Source organism: Photobacterium galatheae (assembly GCF_000695255.1).
Taxonomy (GTDB): domain Bacteria; phylum Pseudomonadota; class Gammaproteobacteria; order Enterobacterales; family Vibrionaceae; genus Photobacterium; species Photobacterium galatheae.
Genome location: NZ_JMIB01000043.1, coordinates 1 through 17,288, shown reverse-complemented (window position 1 = coordinate 17,288; position 17,288 = coordinate 1). Strand labels below are relative to the sequence as shown.

14 protein-coding genes are annotated in these 17,288 nt (G+C 50.0%); 10 read left to right on the top strand and 4 right to left on the bottom strand.

Translation table 11 applies throughout. From position 1 onward, the window contains the following. Nucleotides 1–5: 5 nt before the first annotated feature. The 3 genes from EA58_RS19155 to EA58_RS19145 all read left to right on the top strand — a co-directional run bounded on the left by EA58_RS19155 (nt 6) and on the right by EA58_RS19145 (nt 2,695). On the top strand, nt 6–857 hold the full coding sequence (locus tag EA58_RS19155) for a UbiA prenyltransferase family protein (RefSeq protein ID WP_036756719.1): 852 nt from the start codon (nt 6–8) through the stop codon (nt 855–857). 104 nt (nt 858–961) lie between these two features. After that, a complete protein-coding gene (locus EA58_RS19150; protein WP_036756717.1) occupies nt 962–1,765 on the top strand; it encodes an MFS transporter in 804 nt (267 codons plus the stop codon). Nucleotides 1,766–1,864: 99 nt separating this feature from the next. Further along, complete coding sequence (locus tag EA58_RS19145) at nt 1,865–2,695, top strand: hypothetical protein (RefSeq protein WP_036756715.1); 831 nt, start codon at nt 1,865–1,867, stop codon at nt 2,693–2,695. A 131-nt stretch (nt 2,696–2,826) separates the two neighbouring features. On the opposite strand, the gene EA58_RS21180 is transcribed toward EA58_RS19145, so the two are convergent. Further along, a complete protein-coding gene (locus EA58_RS21180) occupies nt 2,827–3,324 on the bottom strand; it encodes a hypothetical protein (protein WP_051642246.1) in 498 nt (165 codons plus the stop codon). A 407-nt stretch (nt 3,325–3,731) separates the two neighbouring features. On the opposite strand from EA58_RS21180, the gene EA58_RS19135 reads away from it, so the two are divergent. From EA58_RS19135 to EA58_RS19115, 5 genes are all read left to right on the top strand, one after another. Continuing rightward, complete coding sequence (locus tag EA58_RS19135; RefSeq protein WP_152548127.1) at nt 3,732–5,765, top strand: alkaline phosphatase D family protein; 2,034 nt, start codon at nt 3,732–3,734, stop codon at nt 5,763–5,765. Nucleotides 5,766–5,956: 191 nt separating this feature from the next. Beyond that, nucleotides 5,957–7,510 carry a long-chain-fatty-acid--CoA ligase gene (locus tag EA58_RS19130; protein WP_036756713.1) on the top strand — a complete coding sequence of 518 codons (1,554 nt, stop codon included), beginning with the start codon at nt 5,957–5,959 and terminating at the stop codon, nt 7,508–7,510. A gap of 126 nt (nt 7,511–7,636) precedes the next feature. Further along, complete coding sequence (locus EA58_RS19125; protein ID WP_036756710.1) at nt 7,637–8,017, top strand: SpoIIAA family protein; 381 nt, start codon at nt 7,637–7,639, stop codon at nt 8,015–8,017. A gap of 125 nt (nt 8,018–8,142) precedes the next feature. After that, nucleotides 8,143–8,862 carry an outer membrane beta-barrel protein gene (locus tag EA58_RS19120; protein WP_152548126.1) on the top strand — a complete coding sequence of 240 codons (720 nt, stop codon included), beginning with the start codon at nt 8,143–8,145 and terminating at the stop codon, nt 8,860–8,862. 98 nt (nt 8,863–8,960) lie between these two features. Beyond that, a complete protein-coding gene (locus EA58_RS19115) occupies nt 8,961–9,839 on the top strand; it encodes a 6-carboxytetrahydropterin synthase (RefSeq protein WP_036756707.1) in 879 nt (292 codons plus the stop codon). Between the two features lie 61 nt (nt 9,840–9,900). Here EA58_RS19115 and lhgO read toward each other — a convergent pair whose 3' ends face one another. From lhgO to EA58_RS19100, 3 genes are all read right to left on the bottom strand, one after another. After that, nucleotides 9,901–11,160 carry an L-2-hydroxyglutarate oxidase gene (lhgO, locus tag EA58_RS19110; RefSeq protein ID WP_036756704.1) on the bottom strand — a complete coding sequence of 420 codons (1,260 nt, stop codon included), beginning with the start codon at nt 11,158–11,160 and terminating at the stop codon, nt 9,901–9,903. After that, nucleotides 11,157–13,358, bottom strand: coding sequence for a TRAP transporter permease (locus tag EA58_RS19105; RefSeq protein WP_051642244.1), 2,202 nt, complete (start codon nt 13,356–13,358; stop codon nt 11,157–11,159). Before EA58_RS19105 ends, lhgO begins: the two co-directional genes overlap by 4 nt. Nucleotides 13,359–13,499: 141 nt before the next feature. Next, nucleotides 13,500–14,528 carry a TAXI family TRAP transporter solute-binding subunit gene (locus EA58_RS19100; RefSeq protein WP_081819765.1) on the bottom strand — a complete coding sequence of 343 codons (1,029 nt, stop codon included), beginning with the start codon at nt 14,526–14,528 and terminating at the stop codon, nt 13,500–13,502. Nucleotides 14,529–15,009: 481 nt separating this feature from the next. Here EA58_RS19100 and EA58_RS19095 point away from each other — a divergent pair, with 481 nt between their 5' ends. Beyond that, the gene (locus tag EA58_RS19095; protein WP_036756701.1) at nt 15,010–16,587 is read left to right on the top strand and encodes an ATP-binding cassette domain-containing protein; all 1,578 of its coding nucleotides are present in this window, start codon (nt 15,010–15,012) and stop codon (nt 16,585–16,587) included. A gap of 41 nt (nt 16,588–16,628) precedes the next feature. Then, the gene (locus EA58_RS19090) at nt 16,629–17,057 is read left to right on the top strand and encodes a GFA family protein (protein WP_036756698.1); all 429 of its coding nucleotides are present in this window, start codon (nt 16,629–16,631) and stop codon (nt 17,055–17,057) included. The last annotated feature ends 231 nt before the right edge of the window (nt 17,058–17,288 follow it).

The window sequence follows — 17,288 nt, the reverse complement described above, 5'->3', positions numbered from 1 at the left end:
GTAAAATGAAAGATTTAGATAGTATTAAGAAAAAATATAAGCATGTTCAACATCAGTTAAACACTGCACCTAATTTAGAAGACTGGGCTAAAAGATATGCACAATGTCGTAAGATTTATAAAAATCAGGTCAAGAAAGAACCTGCAATATTAGAGTGGGAGGTTGACTATTGGGGCCGATTTGGAAAATGGGGCTTACCAGTGTTTGTGCTGTTTGCTTTTACCTTTGTTCCACTTTTTCCACTATACTGGTTGGCAGGTGATCAAGAAGATATATATCAGATCCTGTTTATGTGTTTTTGTGTATTGCCATTACCAATCTTGATCATGGTACTTGGTGCTGAATGGTTCCCCACACGCTACTACCAGAAAATCACAGCATCTGGATTTTACTCCTATGGTGTAAAGCTTGGCCGTGAACGGCGTCAAAAGATGGCGAAATATTGCATGATGGGTGGTTTTGCAATCGCCATCATTTTGCTCTTTTTTGCAGGACCAATGGTATTTGCTGGAGTTGGTGCAGCTTCGCTGTCTTTTTTGAAATTAGGCTCGATTCCAGAATCTGAGCCAGAAGAGAGTGCCTGGCCTTGGTTGGGGATTTATAGTCTTGTGTTATTGAAGAAGCCATTTTTGTATCATCTTTATAAGGTAGGAACACATGGTGACAACTATTTGATCTTAACAAAAGAACAATTAGTACAGGTACAAGAGATTTTAAAACAATATGGTCAGCATGAAGTTGATATTTTGGATAAAGAAGAGGGTGTATTTTTTAGCCGTTGGTGGCAGCATCAAGAGACGATGCCATTCCGTAGAGTAAAAGCGCCAAACCGTGAGATGCCAGCAACAGATAAATAAATTGGAAAAGGTGAGCTTAAGCTCACCTTTTTTGGTTGAATGTCTTAACTAGAATATCTAAATGTCCGCAATAAATAGTATCGTCTGAGAATGACTCCTTATATATGGAACACATTAAAAAAAGATACCAACAGGTGCAACAACAACTCAATAATGATCCCAATTTAGAATATTGGAAAGATCAACAAGATAAGTGCCGTGAAATTTACGTGAAAATTGTAAAAAGTGAAACTGCCATTATGGAATGGGAGGTTGACTACTGGGGGAGATATGGTAAGTGGGGGTTACCATTCTTTGCATCATTTCTGTTTACTTTTATACCTATGTTTACAGTCTATTGGTTTGCAAGAGATCATGAAGATATATTAATGGGGTTGCTTGCTGGTTTTTTTGTAGTTCCACTACCAATAATTGTTTTGGTTTTAGGTGCTGAGTGGTTCCCTACTCGTTATTATCAGAAAATAACCGCATCTGGGTTTTATTCATATGGCGTTAAAGTGGGAAGCGAAAGACGAAAAAAAATGGCTAAGTATTGTATGATGGGCGGTTTTGTTGTTGCTGTGATATTACTCTTCATTGCCGGGCCACTTATTTTTGCAGGTGCCGGTGCAGCCTCTCTATCATTTTTGTCGCTCGGAAATATCCCAGAGCCTGATCCGGAGGAGAGTGCCTGGCCTTGGCTAGGTGTATATAGCATTGTGAAAGAATATAAACCATTTCTATATGACAAGTATAAAGTCAGAACGCATGGGAAAAATTATCTCATCTTAACGAAAGAGCAAATTTATGAAGTGAAAAATATTATTTCTCAATATGGACAGCATGAATTAGATGTGATTAATCGAGTAGAAGATAGCTTTTTTGATCGATGGTTTGATCATCAGGAAACAATGCCATATAAAATGTGATGATTTTGAAAGGTGAGATTATCCTCACCTTTTATTGATGATTGTTTTATTTAATTTAATCCCTAAACTATCCGTCATAGATTAAAGAAATAACCACGTATGATTAGTCTGCACATAGATCAGATAAAAAAGAAATATCAACAGGTACAGCATCAACTCAACACAGACCAAAGTCTTGAACACTGGCTTCATCGTCAGGAGAAATGTGAAGAAATTTATGCGCAGATCGTGAAAGATGAACCCGCAATAATGGAATGGGAAGTTGACTATTGGGGACGCTATGGTAAGTGGGGTTTACCATTTTTTATGTTCTTCTTTATTGCATTTATTCCATTGCTATTTATGTATGTTGGGCTAAGAGATCATGAACTTGTATACCAATTATTGTTATTTGGATTTTTTTTGATTCCTTTTCCAGTAATAGTGATGACATTAGGCGCTGAATGCTTTCCAACACGATACTACCAGAAAATCACAGCATCAGGCTTCTATTCCTATGGCGTAAAAGTCGGAAGTGAACGACGAAAAGATATGGCGAAATATTGTATGATGGCCGGATTTGTAATCGCTGTGATTTTGCTTTTTGTTGCAGGCCCACTTGTGTTTGTTGGTGCGGGTGCTGCATCCCTGTCGTTTTTGAAATTAGGGACGATTCCAGAGCCAAAGCCCGAGGAAAGTGCCTGGTCTTGGTTGGGTATTTATTGCTTCGTTGTCACAAAACCAGTCTTATACACTCAGTATAAAGTGAGTACACATGGTAATAATGATTTGATCTTAACAGCGGAGCAGCTAGCGCAAGTGAAATTACTGATTCAGGAATATGGTCAGCATGAACTTGATCTAGTAGAGAAGAAAAAAGGTGTCTTTTACAGTCGTTGGTGGGATCATCAGGAGACGATGCCATTTCGTCATTATAATAATCCCAGATAGTGTGTCAGCGCATGAGAGGAAAATAGATGTCGTTCTTGGAATAAGATTCTGAACTGGCGTTTTACGATTGTTGATTGCTGTTGTGGAAAGCACTGCGCCAAAAATGAATTGGCGCAGTTTGATGTAAAAATTTATTTTTTGTCTGCCGCGGTCAGTGGCTCTGACTCAGACGTTTCTTCCGATACCTGATCGTCTGGTGCCTCAACTAAGCTGATATAGTAAACGTCTTTCTCGTCACCTTCATGGTGGTCAATGCTGAGCTTGAAACCTTCTGGAATGTCCTCGTCAGTAATTTGAATTGCATTTTCAAGTGACTCAGCGACAGCTTGCTGATATTCCTGTAAAGCAGAGTTGGTGACATAGTTAGCAATACCACAAATCAAGAACCCAACACTGGCAATCGGGCCTGGGTAAGCTTGCAGTGTTTGTATGAATGTCATTCCCTCATATGCGTTGTAATAAATTTTACTTGGGCCAAATATGGCAAATAAGACGCCAACAATTGCAATCCCCAGACCGATAAACATTAAAAAAGAAGCACCACCAGAATTGGGTTCTTCTGGCAAGGTTATTTTTACTTTCGAGGGCAAGTCATGAATCGTAATTTGACTGGGGGCTTTTATACTCATTGATATTTACCTTTGACGAATATTGTTTTTCTTTTAGCCAATGGAAGAGGCAATCTCCTCCAAACGCGTTGTGGTTGAACAAATATTCTAAATTAGGATTATTTTGACCACAACATAGGTTCATAACCGTTGTGCCATTAAATAAATTCTTTGAAGCAATACCAAAGAATAAAGATTTAAAGACTTGTACCAGGTCAAAAATAGATAACTTTTATTCATGAAATATCTGGTTTATTTCGGATCTGCCGGGAAAATAAAGTCTTTGAGAAATGGGTGTGTTTCATGCTGATAAAGGCGACGATGGATCGAAAGATTCAGAAATGCGGCTTTGACATTCAGTTTGCCTCAGAAGAACGTGTCTCTGTTACAATGACTTCCGCTGGAAAAGATGCAGGTATTCGGGACCCATGACAGTCAGTAATCAACATCAGAAAAAGACACAGGATTTATCAGGCTCAGCTTTTCAGGATGAATCACAAGACAAATCGACGCTGCCGCTGATACTCGCCGGGCCGGTATTACGGCGGTGTGATGCGCAGTCGATAACGGTGTGGATGATGACGACTGAGAAACTTGTCGGGCAGTTCGAGCTTTTCCATGCCACAGAAGAAGCGGCATTTTTTCAGGCGGCACTGACTGCTGAGCAGCAGATGCAGGTTGGCCGTTCAGCCTGGGTTGTGATGGCGCAGTTCAAAGGTCAGTTCCCGCTGGACTGTGAACTGGCTTATGAGATTCAGACACAGCAAGGGCCGCTGAGTGCCCTGATGCCTGAATTATGCTATCCGGGAGAAAAACGTTTATCGCTGATGATTAAATCACGTGCGGATTACATTCAGCATGGCTCTTGCCGGAATCCTCATTTTCCCGGCAAAGACAGCCTGGTGGCGGCAGATAACAAAGTGGCTTCGCTGGCTGTTGAGGAACGTCCGGCCTTGTTGATGATGAGCGGCGACCAGATCTATGCCGATCATGTCGCCGGGCCGACGCTCGATGCCATCAGCCAGGTCATTGATTTACTTGGCTTACCGGATGAAGATTTTCCGGATGCTGCTTACGCATCTTTGTCCGCACTACGAGGCAGTGATCACCAACTGTATGGGCGTGATCAAATTTTGCCCGTTCATGAAGATACCGGAAACTGGTTGTCGGATACCCGTGGATTCAACTGGCTGCCTCAACGCCGTCGGCCCGTTTTCAGCTCCAATGACTGTGAAAACCATCTGATCGGTCTGAGCGAATTCTTGGCGATGTACCTGCTGGTGTGGTCGCCGCAGGTCTGGCGGTTAGTGGATCATGGCAGGCTGGCAGAGCAAGGATTCCAGTGCGGCACGCAGGTGCTGGCTGAAAAATGGCAACAGCTCTGGCAGCGGGAAAAGACGGAGATCGATGGTTTTATTTCAGGTCTGACTCAGGTGCAGCGTTTGATGGCGCACATTCCAACCTACATGATATTTGATGATCATGATGTCACGGATGACTGGAATCTGACCGTGGGCTGGGAACAGGCGGTGTACCAGCATGCCTTTTCCCGTCGCATCATCGGCAACAGTCTGTTCGGGTACTGGTTATGTCAGGGATGGGGGAACGACCCGTCCCAGTTTGACGAGCGTTTTATGACGTTGTCCCGGGCATTTTTCGCGCAACCTACGGAGGAGAATCATGATGCGATGATCAGCCTGTTGTATGACTTTGAGCACTGGCATTACGAGATTGCGACTCAGCCGAAGATCATGGTGTTGGATACGCGCACCCGGCGCTGGCGGTCGGAGTCAAAAATGAACAAGCCTTCAGGTTTGATGGACTGGGAAGCGCTGACAGAAATGCAGCAGGCGCTGATGCATGAACCTGCGGTCATTATTGTCTCTCCGGCACCCATGTTTGGTGTGAAGTTCATTGAAGCCCTGCAACGCATTATGACCTGGCTTGGCAAGCCGCTGATGGTGGATGCAGAAAACTGGATGGCCCATCCGGGCGCTGCCAATACGTTGCTGAGTATTTTTACGCATACTAAAACACCAACGAATTTTGTGATCCTTTCCGGCGATGTTCACTATTCTTTTGCCTATGACATCAAGCTGCGCTTTCGGCGAAATAGTCCCCATATTTATCAGATCACGGCCAGCGGGATTAAAAATACGTTTCCCGAGAAGCTGCTACGCTTTTGTGAGCGGATGGACCGATTACTCTATACGCCGTCTTCACCGCTGAACTGGCTGACGAAGCGTAAAAGAATGAAGATCGAGAAACGGGATCCGGATACGCCGGGGCACGGGCGTTTGGTCAATACCAGTTGTATTGGCGAGCTTTGGATGAATGAAGCGGGGCAACCGGAGCGCATCGCAATTCTGACGGCAGAAGGGAAGACGATCAGTTTCCCGCCAACCCGACTGGAATCAAAGCGGCTGGCGAAGACGGAGGAGAAACTGAGTTCCGGCTCCTGATTTTCTGGTCTTCTGATATCCGGAACAAAGCTGCGCCTGTTTCACAAAATATTAACAAAGCGGGCGTTCGTCGTTGACATTGGTCGAACGTCCGATTAAATCTTTTGTATAAAGTTTTGTTTCAATCTTAGCTGTGACAACTGACCCCCACATAAAGATGGTTGTGTATTAAACATCACAAGGAAAACACCATGCTGAATCTTGCCGCTGCACTACAACGAAATGCTGTTTCTCAACCGGATAAAATCGCCATGATTTGTGGCGAGATACAGATCACTTACGCTCAGTTCAATGCCATTGCCAGTCAGATTGCCAACGGCCTGAAAGCCAACGGCGTTCAGCCTGGGGATCGCATTGCACTGAGTTGTCCGAATCTGCCATTTTTTCCGCTGGTGTATTACGGGATTCAAAAAGCGGGTGCAGTGGTTGTGCCATTGAATGTCCTGCTGCGTGAGCGGGAAATCCAGTACCACCTGGAGGACTCGCAAGCGAAATTCTATTTCTGTTTTGAAGGCACGGCTGAATTGCCGATGGCAGACGCCGGAATTGCTGCTTTTCACAAAGTCGACGGCTGTGAGCAAATGGTGGTGATGACAGCCAATCAGTCTCAGTTGGCATATAAAGGTGTGCCGACCCTGTCTGCTTTGATGCAAGATCAGTCTTCAAGCTGCGACTGCGCCCCCCGGAGTGCCGAAGATACGGCGGTGATTCTGTATACCTCGGGCACGACGGGCTTACCGAAAGGCGCTGAACTGACACAGAGTAATCAATATATCAATGCGCTGGCAGCGCAGAATTTAATGCAGATGCGGGGCGATGATATCCACCTGGTGACGCTGCCTTTGTTTCACACCTTTGGTCAGACGGTCAACATGAATGCGTCGGTCAGCCTTGGCTGTACCCTGGTGCTGGTGCCGCGGTTTGATGCGGCGCTGGTGATGAATCTGATCGAGCAGCATCGTGTGACGGTGTTTGCGGGTGTGCCGACAATGTACATTGGCCTGAACCATTGTCAGGCTGATCATGATATTTCCAGTTTGCGTCTGGGTGTGAGTGGCGGTGCATCCTTGCCGGTTGAAGTGCTGCGAACATTTGAAGCCCGGTTTGGTGTGCCTGTCCTCGAAGGTTACGGCCTGTCAGAAACCAGCCCGATTGCCAGTTTCAATCATCTGGATAAACCCCGCCTGCCCGGTTCTGTGGGGCAACCAATCCAAGGCGTTGAAATCCGAATTGTCGACGATACTGATCAACCGCTCCCTCAGGGCGAGTCGGGTGAAATTATCATCCGGGGCCACAATGTCATGAAAGGTTATCTTAATCGTTCGGAGGAAAATGAAAATGCGCTGCGCAATGGCTGGTTCCACTCTGGAGATATCGGTCGTTTCGATGAGCATGGCAATCTGTTCATTGTGGATCGCGTCAAAGATCTGATTATTCGTGGCGGGTTCAATGTTTATCCCCGTGAGATCGAAGAAGTGTTTATGACGCACCCGGATGTGGCAATGGTGGCCGTGATTGGGATTCCATGCCAGCAGTACGGCGAAGAAGTGAAGGCGTATGTGGTTCTGAAAGAAGGTGCAACAGCGACTGATTCTGAATTACAAGCCTGGGGGAAAACTCAGCTGGCAGCTTATAAATATCCGCGGCAGGTTGAAATTCGTCAGGCCCTGCCAATGAACGCCACGGGTAAAATTCTCAAAAAAGAACTGAAAGCGGAAGTCAGAGACGCAACTGCAGCCGTCTGATCTTTTCGCGACATTGTCGGGTCACATGGCCCGACAATTGATTCAAAAGCCACACTTTTTCCTGATCCCCACTACACTTATCCTGAACTTTTTCATTCCCTCATTCGCTGGCTTTTGGAGGCAGATATGCAAACCACGCATGGTTTATTTTTTGAAGTGGACAGAGATGGCGATCACTTTTTCATGGAACTGAAAGCGGTCGGTAAACTGACTCATGAAGATTATGAGCAGATCACGCCACTGATTGATGAGGCGCTGGCAGGGATCGAGCATCCAAAGGTGAATGTGTATTTTGATGGTTCAGATTTCGAGGGGTGGGAACTGAAAGCGGCGTGGGATGATCTGAAACTCGGCCTGAAACATGGAAAGAAATTTAACCGGATTGCGATTTATAGTGATAAGAAGTGGATGGATGTGATGGCGAAAGTTGGCAACTGGTTTATTTCCGGGGAAGTGAAATGTTTCGATACCCCGGTGGATGCGCTGGCCTGGCTGCGGGAAGAATAAAGCACTGGATAAGTAGCTGCCCCTTGTTTTGATTCAGATTTTTGCTCGTCTGAATTTCAGGGACTTGCTATGATGCGGCAATACCCGGGCAATGGCCCGGCAAGCCGTGATTTCAGGAGGCAGCTTTGCAGGTTCTTACATCTTCTATGGTCCCTTTCGCTTCTGCGTTGCTTGTGGGCTGTCTGTTCAGCGTGGGCGCACAGGCCAATCTTGCTCAGCCTTCGACGGCGGGAACTGCTGTTGCCGGCACAGAACAACAGGCTGATGCCGAACCGAAAGAAGACAGCCGGTACTTTTTGGGGTTACGGGGGGGCGTGAGCCTGATGGGGCTGAACGATAAAGCCACAGTGTCCGGCCAGACTGAAACCGCGAAAGATGCCGATGGAAACGGGTTCTGGGGCATTGATTTCGGTTATTACACCCCGGAAGGACGCAGCCGAATTTATTACAGTTTTGAACGGCATCAAAGTGACAGCCAGTTTCCGTCATCCGGTCTGAGTTATCAGAATCAGGCGAATCTTCATTTGCTGGGCACAGATTACTTCTTTTTGTATCACAAAGATTTTTCACCTTATGTCGGTTTGCACCTCGGCTATGCCAGCGTGAAATCCAACTCGGATTATCAACATGACTATGATGTGAGCGGGGTTATTTTCGGGATGCAGACGGGGTTGGCCTGGCGGGTGTCTTCTGACATGACTCTGGAAGCCGGATTCCGTCACAGTATGCTGCCAAGTAAGATGACAAACTGGCAGGGAAAGGACGCGCAGGGCAATTCAATTGAATTCCAGTCTCAGCAGCGGGGTGTCAGTTCCCTGTTTCTGGCGGCGAATTATCGCTACTGAGCATTAGATATCATGCGCGGGTTTCGGTTTACTCCTTCGACTGTCCGCGTATAATGCCCAGCTCCGTAAACGACTATCATTTCAGTAAGGACGTCAGCGTGAAGCTATTTGTCAGAGATCTCACCGTTATTGATGCCTCATACCTATGCCCGGAACGGGGGATGGTGGGCGACAGCTGGATACTGGACGTGGTGATGTCTGGCGAGCTGAACGAAATGAGCATGGTGCTGGATTTTGGTCGCGTCAAAAAGCAGATCAAAAAACTGGTGGATGAATATGTCGATCACCGTCTACTGGTGCCTGTGAATCATCCCTCGGTGCAGATCGCTGAAACCACCCCGGGTTATGCCACAGTGGATCTGCTGCGCGGCGATCAAAGTATTCATCTGCACTGTCCGGAAGAGGCGTACTGCTTAGTCGAAGCCGAAGCCATTACCATCGACACTGTGACTGAGCACCTTTACCAAGTGCTGGCAGGAGAGCTGCCAGAGAATGTTCAGGGGCTGGAGCTGGTGCTGCGACATGAAAAGATTGACGGCGCTTTTTATCATTACAGCCATGGTCTGAAAAAGCATGATGGCAATTGCCAGCGTATTGCGCATGGGCACCGTTCACCGATTGAACTCTATGTTGATGGTCAGCGGGACAGCCAGTTGGAAGCAGACTGGGCGAAGCGCTGGACAGATATTTATCTGGGTACGGTGGAAGATCAGGTCAGCGTGACGGCACTGAACCTCAGCGAGCACGCGAAGGATGTGACAGACGAGACCCATTACGGTTTCCGCTATACCGCACCGCAAGGTTTGTTTGAGCTGGCGATTACCAAGCGCGAAACCGAGATGATCCACACCGATACCACCATTGAACTGCTGGCGCACTTTATTGCGGCAGAAGTGAAGCCAATGGTCGGTGACAACCAGCATCTGGAGGTTGTGGCTTATGAAGGTGTCGGAAAAGGCGCGATGGCGAGTCTGTAATTGAGACGCTTGAAACACATGAACACCCCGGCATATTCGCTGGGGTGTTTTTTATGGTCACTCAGTCGATAGCAGCGTTGATGACAGGCACCCCAGTCGGCATTTTTTCAGCAACTTTATCGCAGATATAGTCAGCAATCGGCATGGCGGACGTTGCGGCCGGTGATGGCGCGTTACATACATGCAGGCTGCGCGGGCTGTCCGCAAACAGAAAATCGTGGACCAGCGTTCCGTCTTTCAGCACTGCCTGCGCCCGAACCCCCGCCGGATACGGCTCAAGATCCGCCAGCACCAGACTCGGGCAATACTTTCGGACCCGCTTCAGATAACCCGCTTTCCACCAGGCATCCCTGAATTCCTGCAATCCGGTTTTGAGGTGTTTAGCCGTGACCTGCCAGAAGCCGGGAAAAGACAGCATTTCAGCGCAGTCTCTGAGGCTGAAATTGAATCGTCCGTAGCCTTCCCGCTTCCAGCCCTGCACCGCATTCGGGCCAACGGTCACGGAACCGTCGATCATCCGGGTTAAATGCACGCCAAGAAAAGGCAGGTCGGGATCGGGAATCGGATAAATGAGGTGTCTGACAATCTGATTGTGCCGGGCGGCAAGCCGGTAATATTCACCCCGGTAAGGGATGATCTGAAAGTCGGTGTTCAGCCCCAGCATCCGGGTGAGCCGGTCGGCCATCAGGCCACCGCAACTGACCAGAAAACGGCCCCTGACGGCAAATGGCTCAGCACTGGGAACACCGGGCTGGCGGCACGTGAGTGTGATGGCATCATCGTTTTCAGCAATCGCAGTCACTTCTGTGTGCAGGGCAATTTGGCCGCCCTTGGCCTGAAAATCCTGCGCCATGGCTTCCGTGACCCGGCGATAATCCACAATGCTGGTCGAAGGGACAAAAATCGCGCCCAGTCCGGTAATCTGCGGTTCACGCAGACGAAGTGCTTCGGCGTCCAGCTGCTCAGCATCGATCCCGTTTTCTTTGCATCGCTCAAACAGGGCTGCCATCCGGCTGAGTTCGGTCTTATTGGTTGCGACCAGCAGTTTGCCGCAACTTTCGACCGGGATGTCATGCTGCTCGCAGAATGTCAGGGTGCGTTGTACGCCTTCCTTACAGAATCGGGCTTTCAGGCTGCCGGGGGTATAGTAGACACCGGCGTGAATCACACCGCTGTTGTGGCCGGTCTGATGGCGGGCAAGCTGGCTTTCTTTTTCGATCAGCAGAATTTTATCGTCGGGGTAACGGCGTTGCAGTTCACAGGCGGTTGCGACGCCGACGATCCCACCACCAATCACCAGATAGTCGTAATTGGGACTCATGGCATCACCTTTTGTTGTTTTGAGGGGGACGATGTCTCTGACGGGCCAGATTTTGTCTGAATGCCTTTGCGGTCGTTTCGAGAGGTGTAGACAAAGAGCAGGGCAAAAAGTACGGCCGCAACAGCCCGCCACCACCAGTCGATGTCGGGCCAGAGCAGAACGACCGCATCTGCGATCAGCAGCAGACGGCTGAACCCATTCAGTTGACCTTCCAGATAGCCTTCGATGGCAGCGATGAGTGCATAGGTGCCGATGATGGCAAAGCCACCGATCACAATCACCTCGCCCCAGTCATGACTGACGAGTGCGGTATAGGCGATCAGCAACGGCACCAGATATAGTCCTTTGGCAATTTTCCAGGCCGTCAGACCAGTCCGCATCGGCGGCGTGCGTGCAATTGTCGCGGCTGCAAATGCAGTCAGGCAGACCGGTGGCGTGACATTGCTGTCCTGTGACAGCCAGAAGATAATCAGATGTGCCGACAGCAAGGCTAGCGTGACCGTACTGGCACCGAGGCTTTGTTCCAGCAACATGGCTTTGAAATCGGCAGGCACCAGCGCCAGCAGGCTTTGTGCTTTTTCGACCGGCATCGGCGCATTGAGGGCTGCCAGTTGATCGGGAGCGGCCAGCATGAAAATCGCTTTAGCCTGTTCCGGCAACTGGCCCTGAACCAGTAAGTCCAGCAACTGGCTTTCAGCGATCAGCTGATAAAGCGCCGGTGCCGACAGTGTACCCAATACAATGTAGGCCGCAGTGACGGGCAAACCCATCCCGAGGATCAGCGAAGCCAGCGCGATCAGCAGCAGCATGACCAGCAGGTTGCCGCCGGCCCAGTCGTTGATCATCAGCGAAAAGGTGTTGCCGATTCCCGTGGTACTGATGACATTGACGACCAGTCCGATACCGACCAGCAGCACGGCGGTCGTGGCCATGTTCCGGCCGCCCATCGACAGGGCTTCGACAATGGCTTTCGGCCCCATTTTATTCGGGGACAGCCAGGACGCGACAATCACCGACAGAATCGAAATTCCTGCGGCATAGGTCGGCGTGAAGCCTTTCACCAGTAACACCACCAAGACCCCGATGGGGATCAGGTTGTGCCAGCCCCGGAGCAATACTTTCAGAAACGGCTCGCTGTGGGTCTCAATTTTGTGCACACCGCTGCGTTTGGCTTCAATGCGGACAAAAAAGGCGACGGACAGAAAATAAATCATCGCGGGTACGACTGACACTGCCACGATATCGACATAAGGCACCTGCGTATAAGAGGCCATGATGAAGGCGCCGGCACCCATCACTGGCGGCATCAGTTGTCCGCCCGTAGATGCCGCCGCTTCGACGCCTGCGGCAAACCGGGCCGGAAAACCCGCTTTGCGCATCATGGGAATGGTGATTACCCCGGTTGAAACCGTATTGGCAACACTGGAGCCGGAAACCGAGCCCATCAGTCCGGAGCCGAGCACGGCGATAAACCCGGGACCGCCGATGATTTTGCCCGCTGCGGCTTTCGATAAATCAATGATGAAATCTCCCACGCCTGAGCGCACCAGAAAGGCGCCGAACAGAATGAACATGAAGACATAGCTCCAACTGATGCGGGCAATCGGGCCGAACATGCCATCGGCACTGTAAAAGCTCCGGTAAAGCAGGGTTTCCATGCTCAGGCCGGGAAACTGAAACATACCCGGTACCCATTTCCCCCACAGCACCACATAGCTGAGGCAAATCACAATCAGCACCGGAATAAACAGCCCGATGGTGCGGCGAATGAGCTCAAGCACGATGGCGATCGCCAGCAGGGAAAATACCCAGTCAGCAGTGACAAATTTCACGCCGCGGGCATACAGTGCATCTTCGGCCAGCGGGATATAGACCAGACAGGCCAGCGCCGCAAGGGCAATCAGTAAATCGATGGCTAACGCAATTTTGCTGTGCCGCCAACGGGCATGGGCCGGGTAAAGCAGCGCGCAGATGACGGCGAATCCGGCAAAGTGTGTTGCGGAGACCCACAATTCCGACAGGGTTGAGAGGGTATTGAACCAGAGATGCAAGACGGCTAAGACGACGGCAAATGCGGTGATGAAACGGGTCAGCCAGGGAAAATCGCTGCGTGTGGTCAGCTCGAACTGTTGCAGCGCTTCCTGCGCTGTGGGTTGGTCTGGTTTTGGATCAGGGTGTTGATTGGCGTTTTGCGTCATCCTGTACACTCATTCGGTTCAAACATGATTTTCTAAATATGACGTTTGGAACATAGCTTCTCGAAAATAACTTGTGAAAAGAGGCGGCCAGCCCAGTCAGGACTGACCCCTAAGCTTCTATCGAAAGCTAGTATTGAAAGCTTACTTCGCGATTAAGCGTTCCGGAATCGTAATTCCGACCTCGCGGTAGTATTTGACCGCACCCGGATGAAGCGGCACGGGCAGTCCGGCAATGGCTTTTTCAATCGCCATGGCTTTGGTCGCCGCGTGGATGCTGTTCAGGAAAGGCAGGTTCTCGTAAATTGTTTTGGTCAGCAGATAGACATCCTGCTCGGAGATATCATCCCGTACAGCCAGGAAGTTGGGCTGCGCAATGGTCTGAACATCTTTTTCCTGCCCGGGATAGGTTCTGGCCGGAATGGTATAAGGCGTCCACAGCTCATAGTTCTGATTAGCTTCTTTCACCTGTGCATCGGTAAAAGACAGAATGGTGATATCTTTCCCCAGAGAAGCGAATGCCCGGGTCACGGCACTGACCGGCACGCCCGCCGGGGTATTCATGCCATCGACAGTCCCGTTTTGCATGGCATCAGCGCTGGCACCGTAGCCCAGATAGGCCAGATTAAAACTGTCCGGATTCACCCCCAGCCCTTTCATGATCTGGCGGCCAGACCCTTCCGTGCCGGAGTTTTTGCTGCCAATGGAGAACTTATGGCCTTTCAGATTGGATAAGTCGGCGACGGTGCCGGTTTTTGCCAGATCGGAACGCACCACAAAATGTTCGACGTTTTGCCATAGCATGGTCACGGAGCGCAGTTTTTCCTGACGGCCGCTGTTGGCAAATTGTCCTTCACCATTCCAGGCCCAGGCACCGTACAGACCCTGTAAAATCGCAAACTGTGCTTCGTTTTCATTCATCAGTTTGACGTTTTCACCGGAACCCGCCGAGCTGATGGCCGACAGTGAAAATTGGTGGGCCGGCTCCAGCTTGACTTTGCTGAGCGTTGCCAGAGCCACACCTACCGGATAGTAGGTGCCGCCGGTGGACGCTGTAGCCAGAATATAATTCCTGTTCTCTGCGGCCTGTGCGCCTGCGACTTGTGTCCCTGCGATCAGGCACGCACTGAGTGTTGCGGTAGTGATGACGGTTCTGAAGGTACGTTTCAACATCCTGTAAAGCTCCTTGCGATTGCCGGGGTCAGCCGACCCCGGAGACCGGCACATTCCACTGTGGGTGCCATGACTAGAATAAGGTATTGATCTCCCTGATTAATATTAGCCAGTTCCATTTGATTCGCCGCTACTGATTGTTTTCTCTGTGAACCGGATCGGGCTGTGGTGTTCAAACTGCGGCATTGGCATGAACTCGAATCCACGCGGCTTGCGATTTTATGCATCCAGTGGTTTAATGCCCGCATCCTTTCTTTCGGAGTGAACGCCACAATGAATCACTAATCCCTGACATCCTTTGAACTTTATTTTTGGATCCGCAGGGTTAGTGGGCGTTCACCGTCTTTGTCTGTGCCATTTATTAATGGCTGTACGTCGCTTCGTATGATGGCTTGTTGTTTCGCGACGATCATGTTCAGACATCTCCGTAATATCACTTCTGACGGTCATGCCGCTCCCTGCTTTTGCACAGGAGGTCGATATGACATTACTGCACGCACAATCACTCACTGTTTTGCTCCCGCACGGCGAGCCATTATTTTCTGACCTATCAATCACACTTCAGCGGGAAGTGACGGCACTCGTCGGTAAAAACGGCAGCGGCAAATCGGTGCTGGCGGCGGTGCTGAGCGGTCAGCGTCAGCCGGATGAAGGGAAAATCACCGCTGACAGTAATATTGTCGTTCTGCCACAGCTCACCGAGACCGCAGATTTGTCTGCACTCGGCACCGTGGCAGAAGCGCTGGGTCTGGACACCTGCTTACAGGCGCTGTCGCGTATTGAAGCAGGCAGTTGCGACCCGGCCGATTTTGAGGCCGTGAACGACCAGTGGGATTTACCGGTTCAGCTCTCGCGACAACTGAAAGCACTGGGACTACCGGATGATCCCTGGCAACAATGTTCAAATCTCAGTGGCGGAGAGCTGACCCGGCTGCGTCTGTGGCTGTGTTTTCAAAGTGAAGCCGGGCTGCTGATTCTGGATGAACCATCAAACCATCTGGATCAGGCGGGCAGGGCCTGGCTGGCTCAACAGATCACAGATTTTTCCGGCGGGATCTTCCTGATCAGCCATGATCAGCAATTGCTGAAATTGGCCGATTGCATTTATGAACTCAGTCATACCGGGCTGGCGTGCTACGGGCATGATATTGCCGATTACCGACTGCAAAAGCAGCAGGAGGCACAGGCGCTGACCAACGGGCTGGCGAAGGCGAAGCAGCAAATGACCAGCCTGACCCGGCAGCATCAGCGCAATGAAGAGAAAGCGCAAAAACGGGCGGCTTCCGGTAACCGGGACAGACGCAGTAGCAGTCAGTCTAAACTCCTGCTGGATTTTCAGAAAAACAGTGCCGAAAGCGCGGCATCTTCCCGGAAACAGAAGCAGGATCAGCAACTGACTCAGGTCAGAGAAAAGCTCAAAACGCTTCAGGCGAAAGTGGATCCGGCTAAACCCCTCAGCTTCAGTACAGAAGCGGTCAGAAAGCAAAGTGCACGCTTACTGACTCTCACTGAACTGGCACTTGTGCGGGGGAAAGTACCAACGGTGAGCCGTAGTGTCTGGTACGGTGACAAAATTCACCTGCAAGGGGATAACGGAATGGGGAAATCGACCCTGCTGAAAACCCTGCTTGGTGAATTACCGGCAAAAAGCGGCGAAGTACAAAGACACGGGTCGGTCTGTTATCTCGACCAGCATTTTTCCCTGCTGAACCTGAACGACAGTATTCTGGAAAACCTGCTGCGTTTGTGTCCGGCGTATCCGGCCAGTGAGCTGAGAACGCTGGCCGCCTGCATTGGTTTCCGGCGCGAACGGGTGACGCAGCTGGTCTCGACCCTGAGTGGCGGCGAGCGGATGCGGCTGGCGATGCTGGTGGTAAGCCATCAGTATCAGGAAGGGCTCTTGCTGCTGGATGAGCCGGATAATCATCTGGATCTGGCAGGAAAAGCGCTGATGGCGCAGGCGCTGAATCAGCATCAGGGCAGCTATATTCTGGTCAGCCATGATCCGGCGTTTGTTTCTGAGTGTGGTGTGAATCAGCACTGGGCATTCACACAATAATTCCATTATGCTATTTGAAGCATTTCAATCAGGAGATCATCATGTCTGAAACGACACCCTCACAACATCTTCAGGGGCACTGCCTGTGCGGTAAAGTCGGACTGGCCTCAACCAGCGGGACGCTGCATGCAGAAGCCTGTCATTGCGGTATGTGCAGAAAATGGGGCGGCGGCCCGTTCCTTGCGGTGGCTGCGGGCACTGAAGTGACCTTGACCGGTGAAGAGAACATCACCCGGTTTGCGTCTTCAGAATGGGCTGAACGCGGCTTCTGCAAACAGTGCGGCACACACCTGTTCTACTTCCTGAAGCCAACCGGCCAGTACATGGTTCCGGCAGGCTTGCTGGATCAGGAAAATAAGCTGGAGATGGATCAGCAAATCTTCATCGATAAGAAACCCACTTATTATTCCTTCAGCAACGACACTGAGGATCTGACGGAAGCGGAAGTCTTCGCGAAGTTTTCATCCTGATGTACGAAAGCCCCCGGGCTGTGACGGCTCGGGGGTGTTTCGTCTGCCTGCGACTTCCCCCGGTCAGGGCTGTATTACAAGGACAGACACCTTAAGAAAAAAAGACACCTTAAGAAAAAAACACCTCTATCATTTTCATCAGTTCAAGACCGATCTCTCGCCTTCATCACTTATTCCTTTCCCCTAAAAACAAACTGAAATACTGTTCATTCATGGCGCTGTTCTCATAAA

Coding starts and splice junctions, on each gene's coding strand:
- EA58_RS19155 (WP_036756719.1), top strand. CDS start 6: ATGAAAGATTTAGATAGTATTAAGAAAAAATATAAGCATGTTCAACAT.
- EA58_RS19150 (WP_036756717.1), top strand. CDS start 962: ATGGAACACATTAAAAAAAGATACCAACAGGTGCAACAACAACTCAAT.
- EA58_RS19145 (WP_036756715.1), top strand. CDS start 1,865: ATGATTAGTCTGCACATAGATCAGATAAAAAAGAAATATCAACAGGTA.
- EA58_RS21180 (WP_051642246.1), bottom strand. CDS start 3,324: ATGAGTATAAAAGCCCCCAGTCAAATTACGATTCATGACTTGCCCTCG.
- EA58_RS19135 (WP_152548127.1), top strand. CDS start 3,732: ATGACAGTCAGTAATCAACATCAGAAAAAGACACAGGATTTATCAGGC.
- EA58_RS19130 (WP_036756713.1), top strand. CDS start 5,957: ATGCTGAATCTTGCCGCTGCACTACAACGAAATGCTGTTTCTCAACCG.
- EA58_RS19125 (WP_036756710.1), top strand. CDS start 7,637: ATGCAAACCACGCATGGTTTATTTTTTGAAGTGGACAGAGATGGCGAT.
- lhgO (WP_036756704.1), bottom strand. CDS start 11,160: ATGAGTCCCAATTACGACTATCTGGTGATTGGTGGTGGGATCGTCGGC.
- EA58_RS19105 (WP_051642244.1), bottom strand. CDS start 13,358: ATGACGCAAAACGCCAATCAACACCCTGATCCAAAACCAGACCAACCC.
- EA58_RS19100 (WP_081819765.1), bottom strand. CDS start 14,528: ATGTTGAAACGTACCTTCAGAACCGTCATCACTACCGCAACACTCAGT.
- EA58_RS19095 (WP_036756701.1), top strand. CDS start 15,010: ATGACATTACTGCACGCACAATCACTCACTGTTTTGCTCCCGCACGGC.
- EA58_RS19090 (WP_036756698.1), top strand. CDS start 16,629: ATGTCTGAAACGACACCCTCACAACATCTTCAGGGGCACTGCCTGTGC.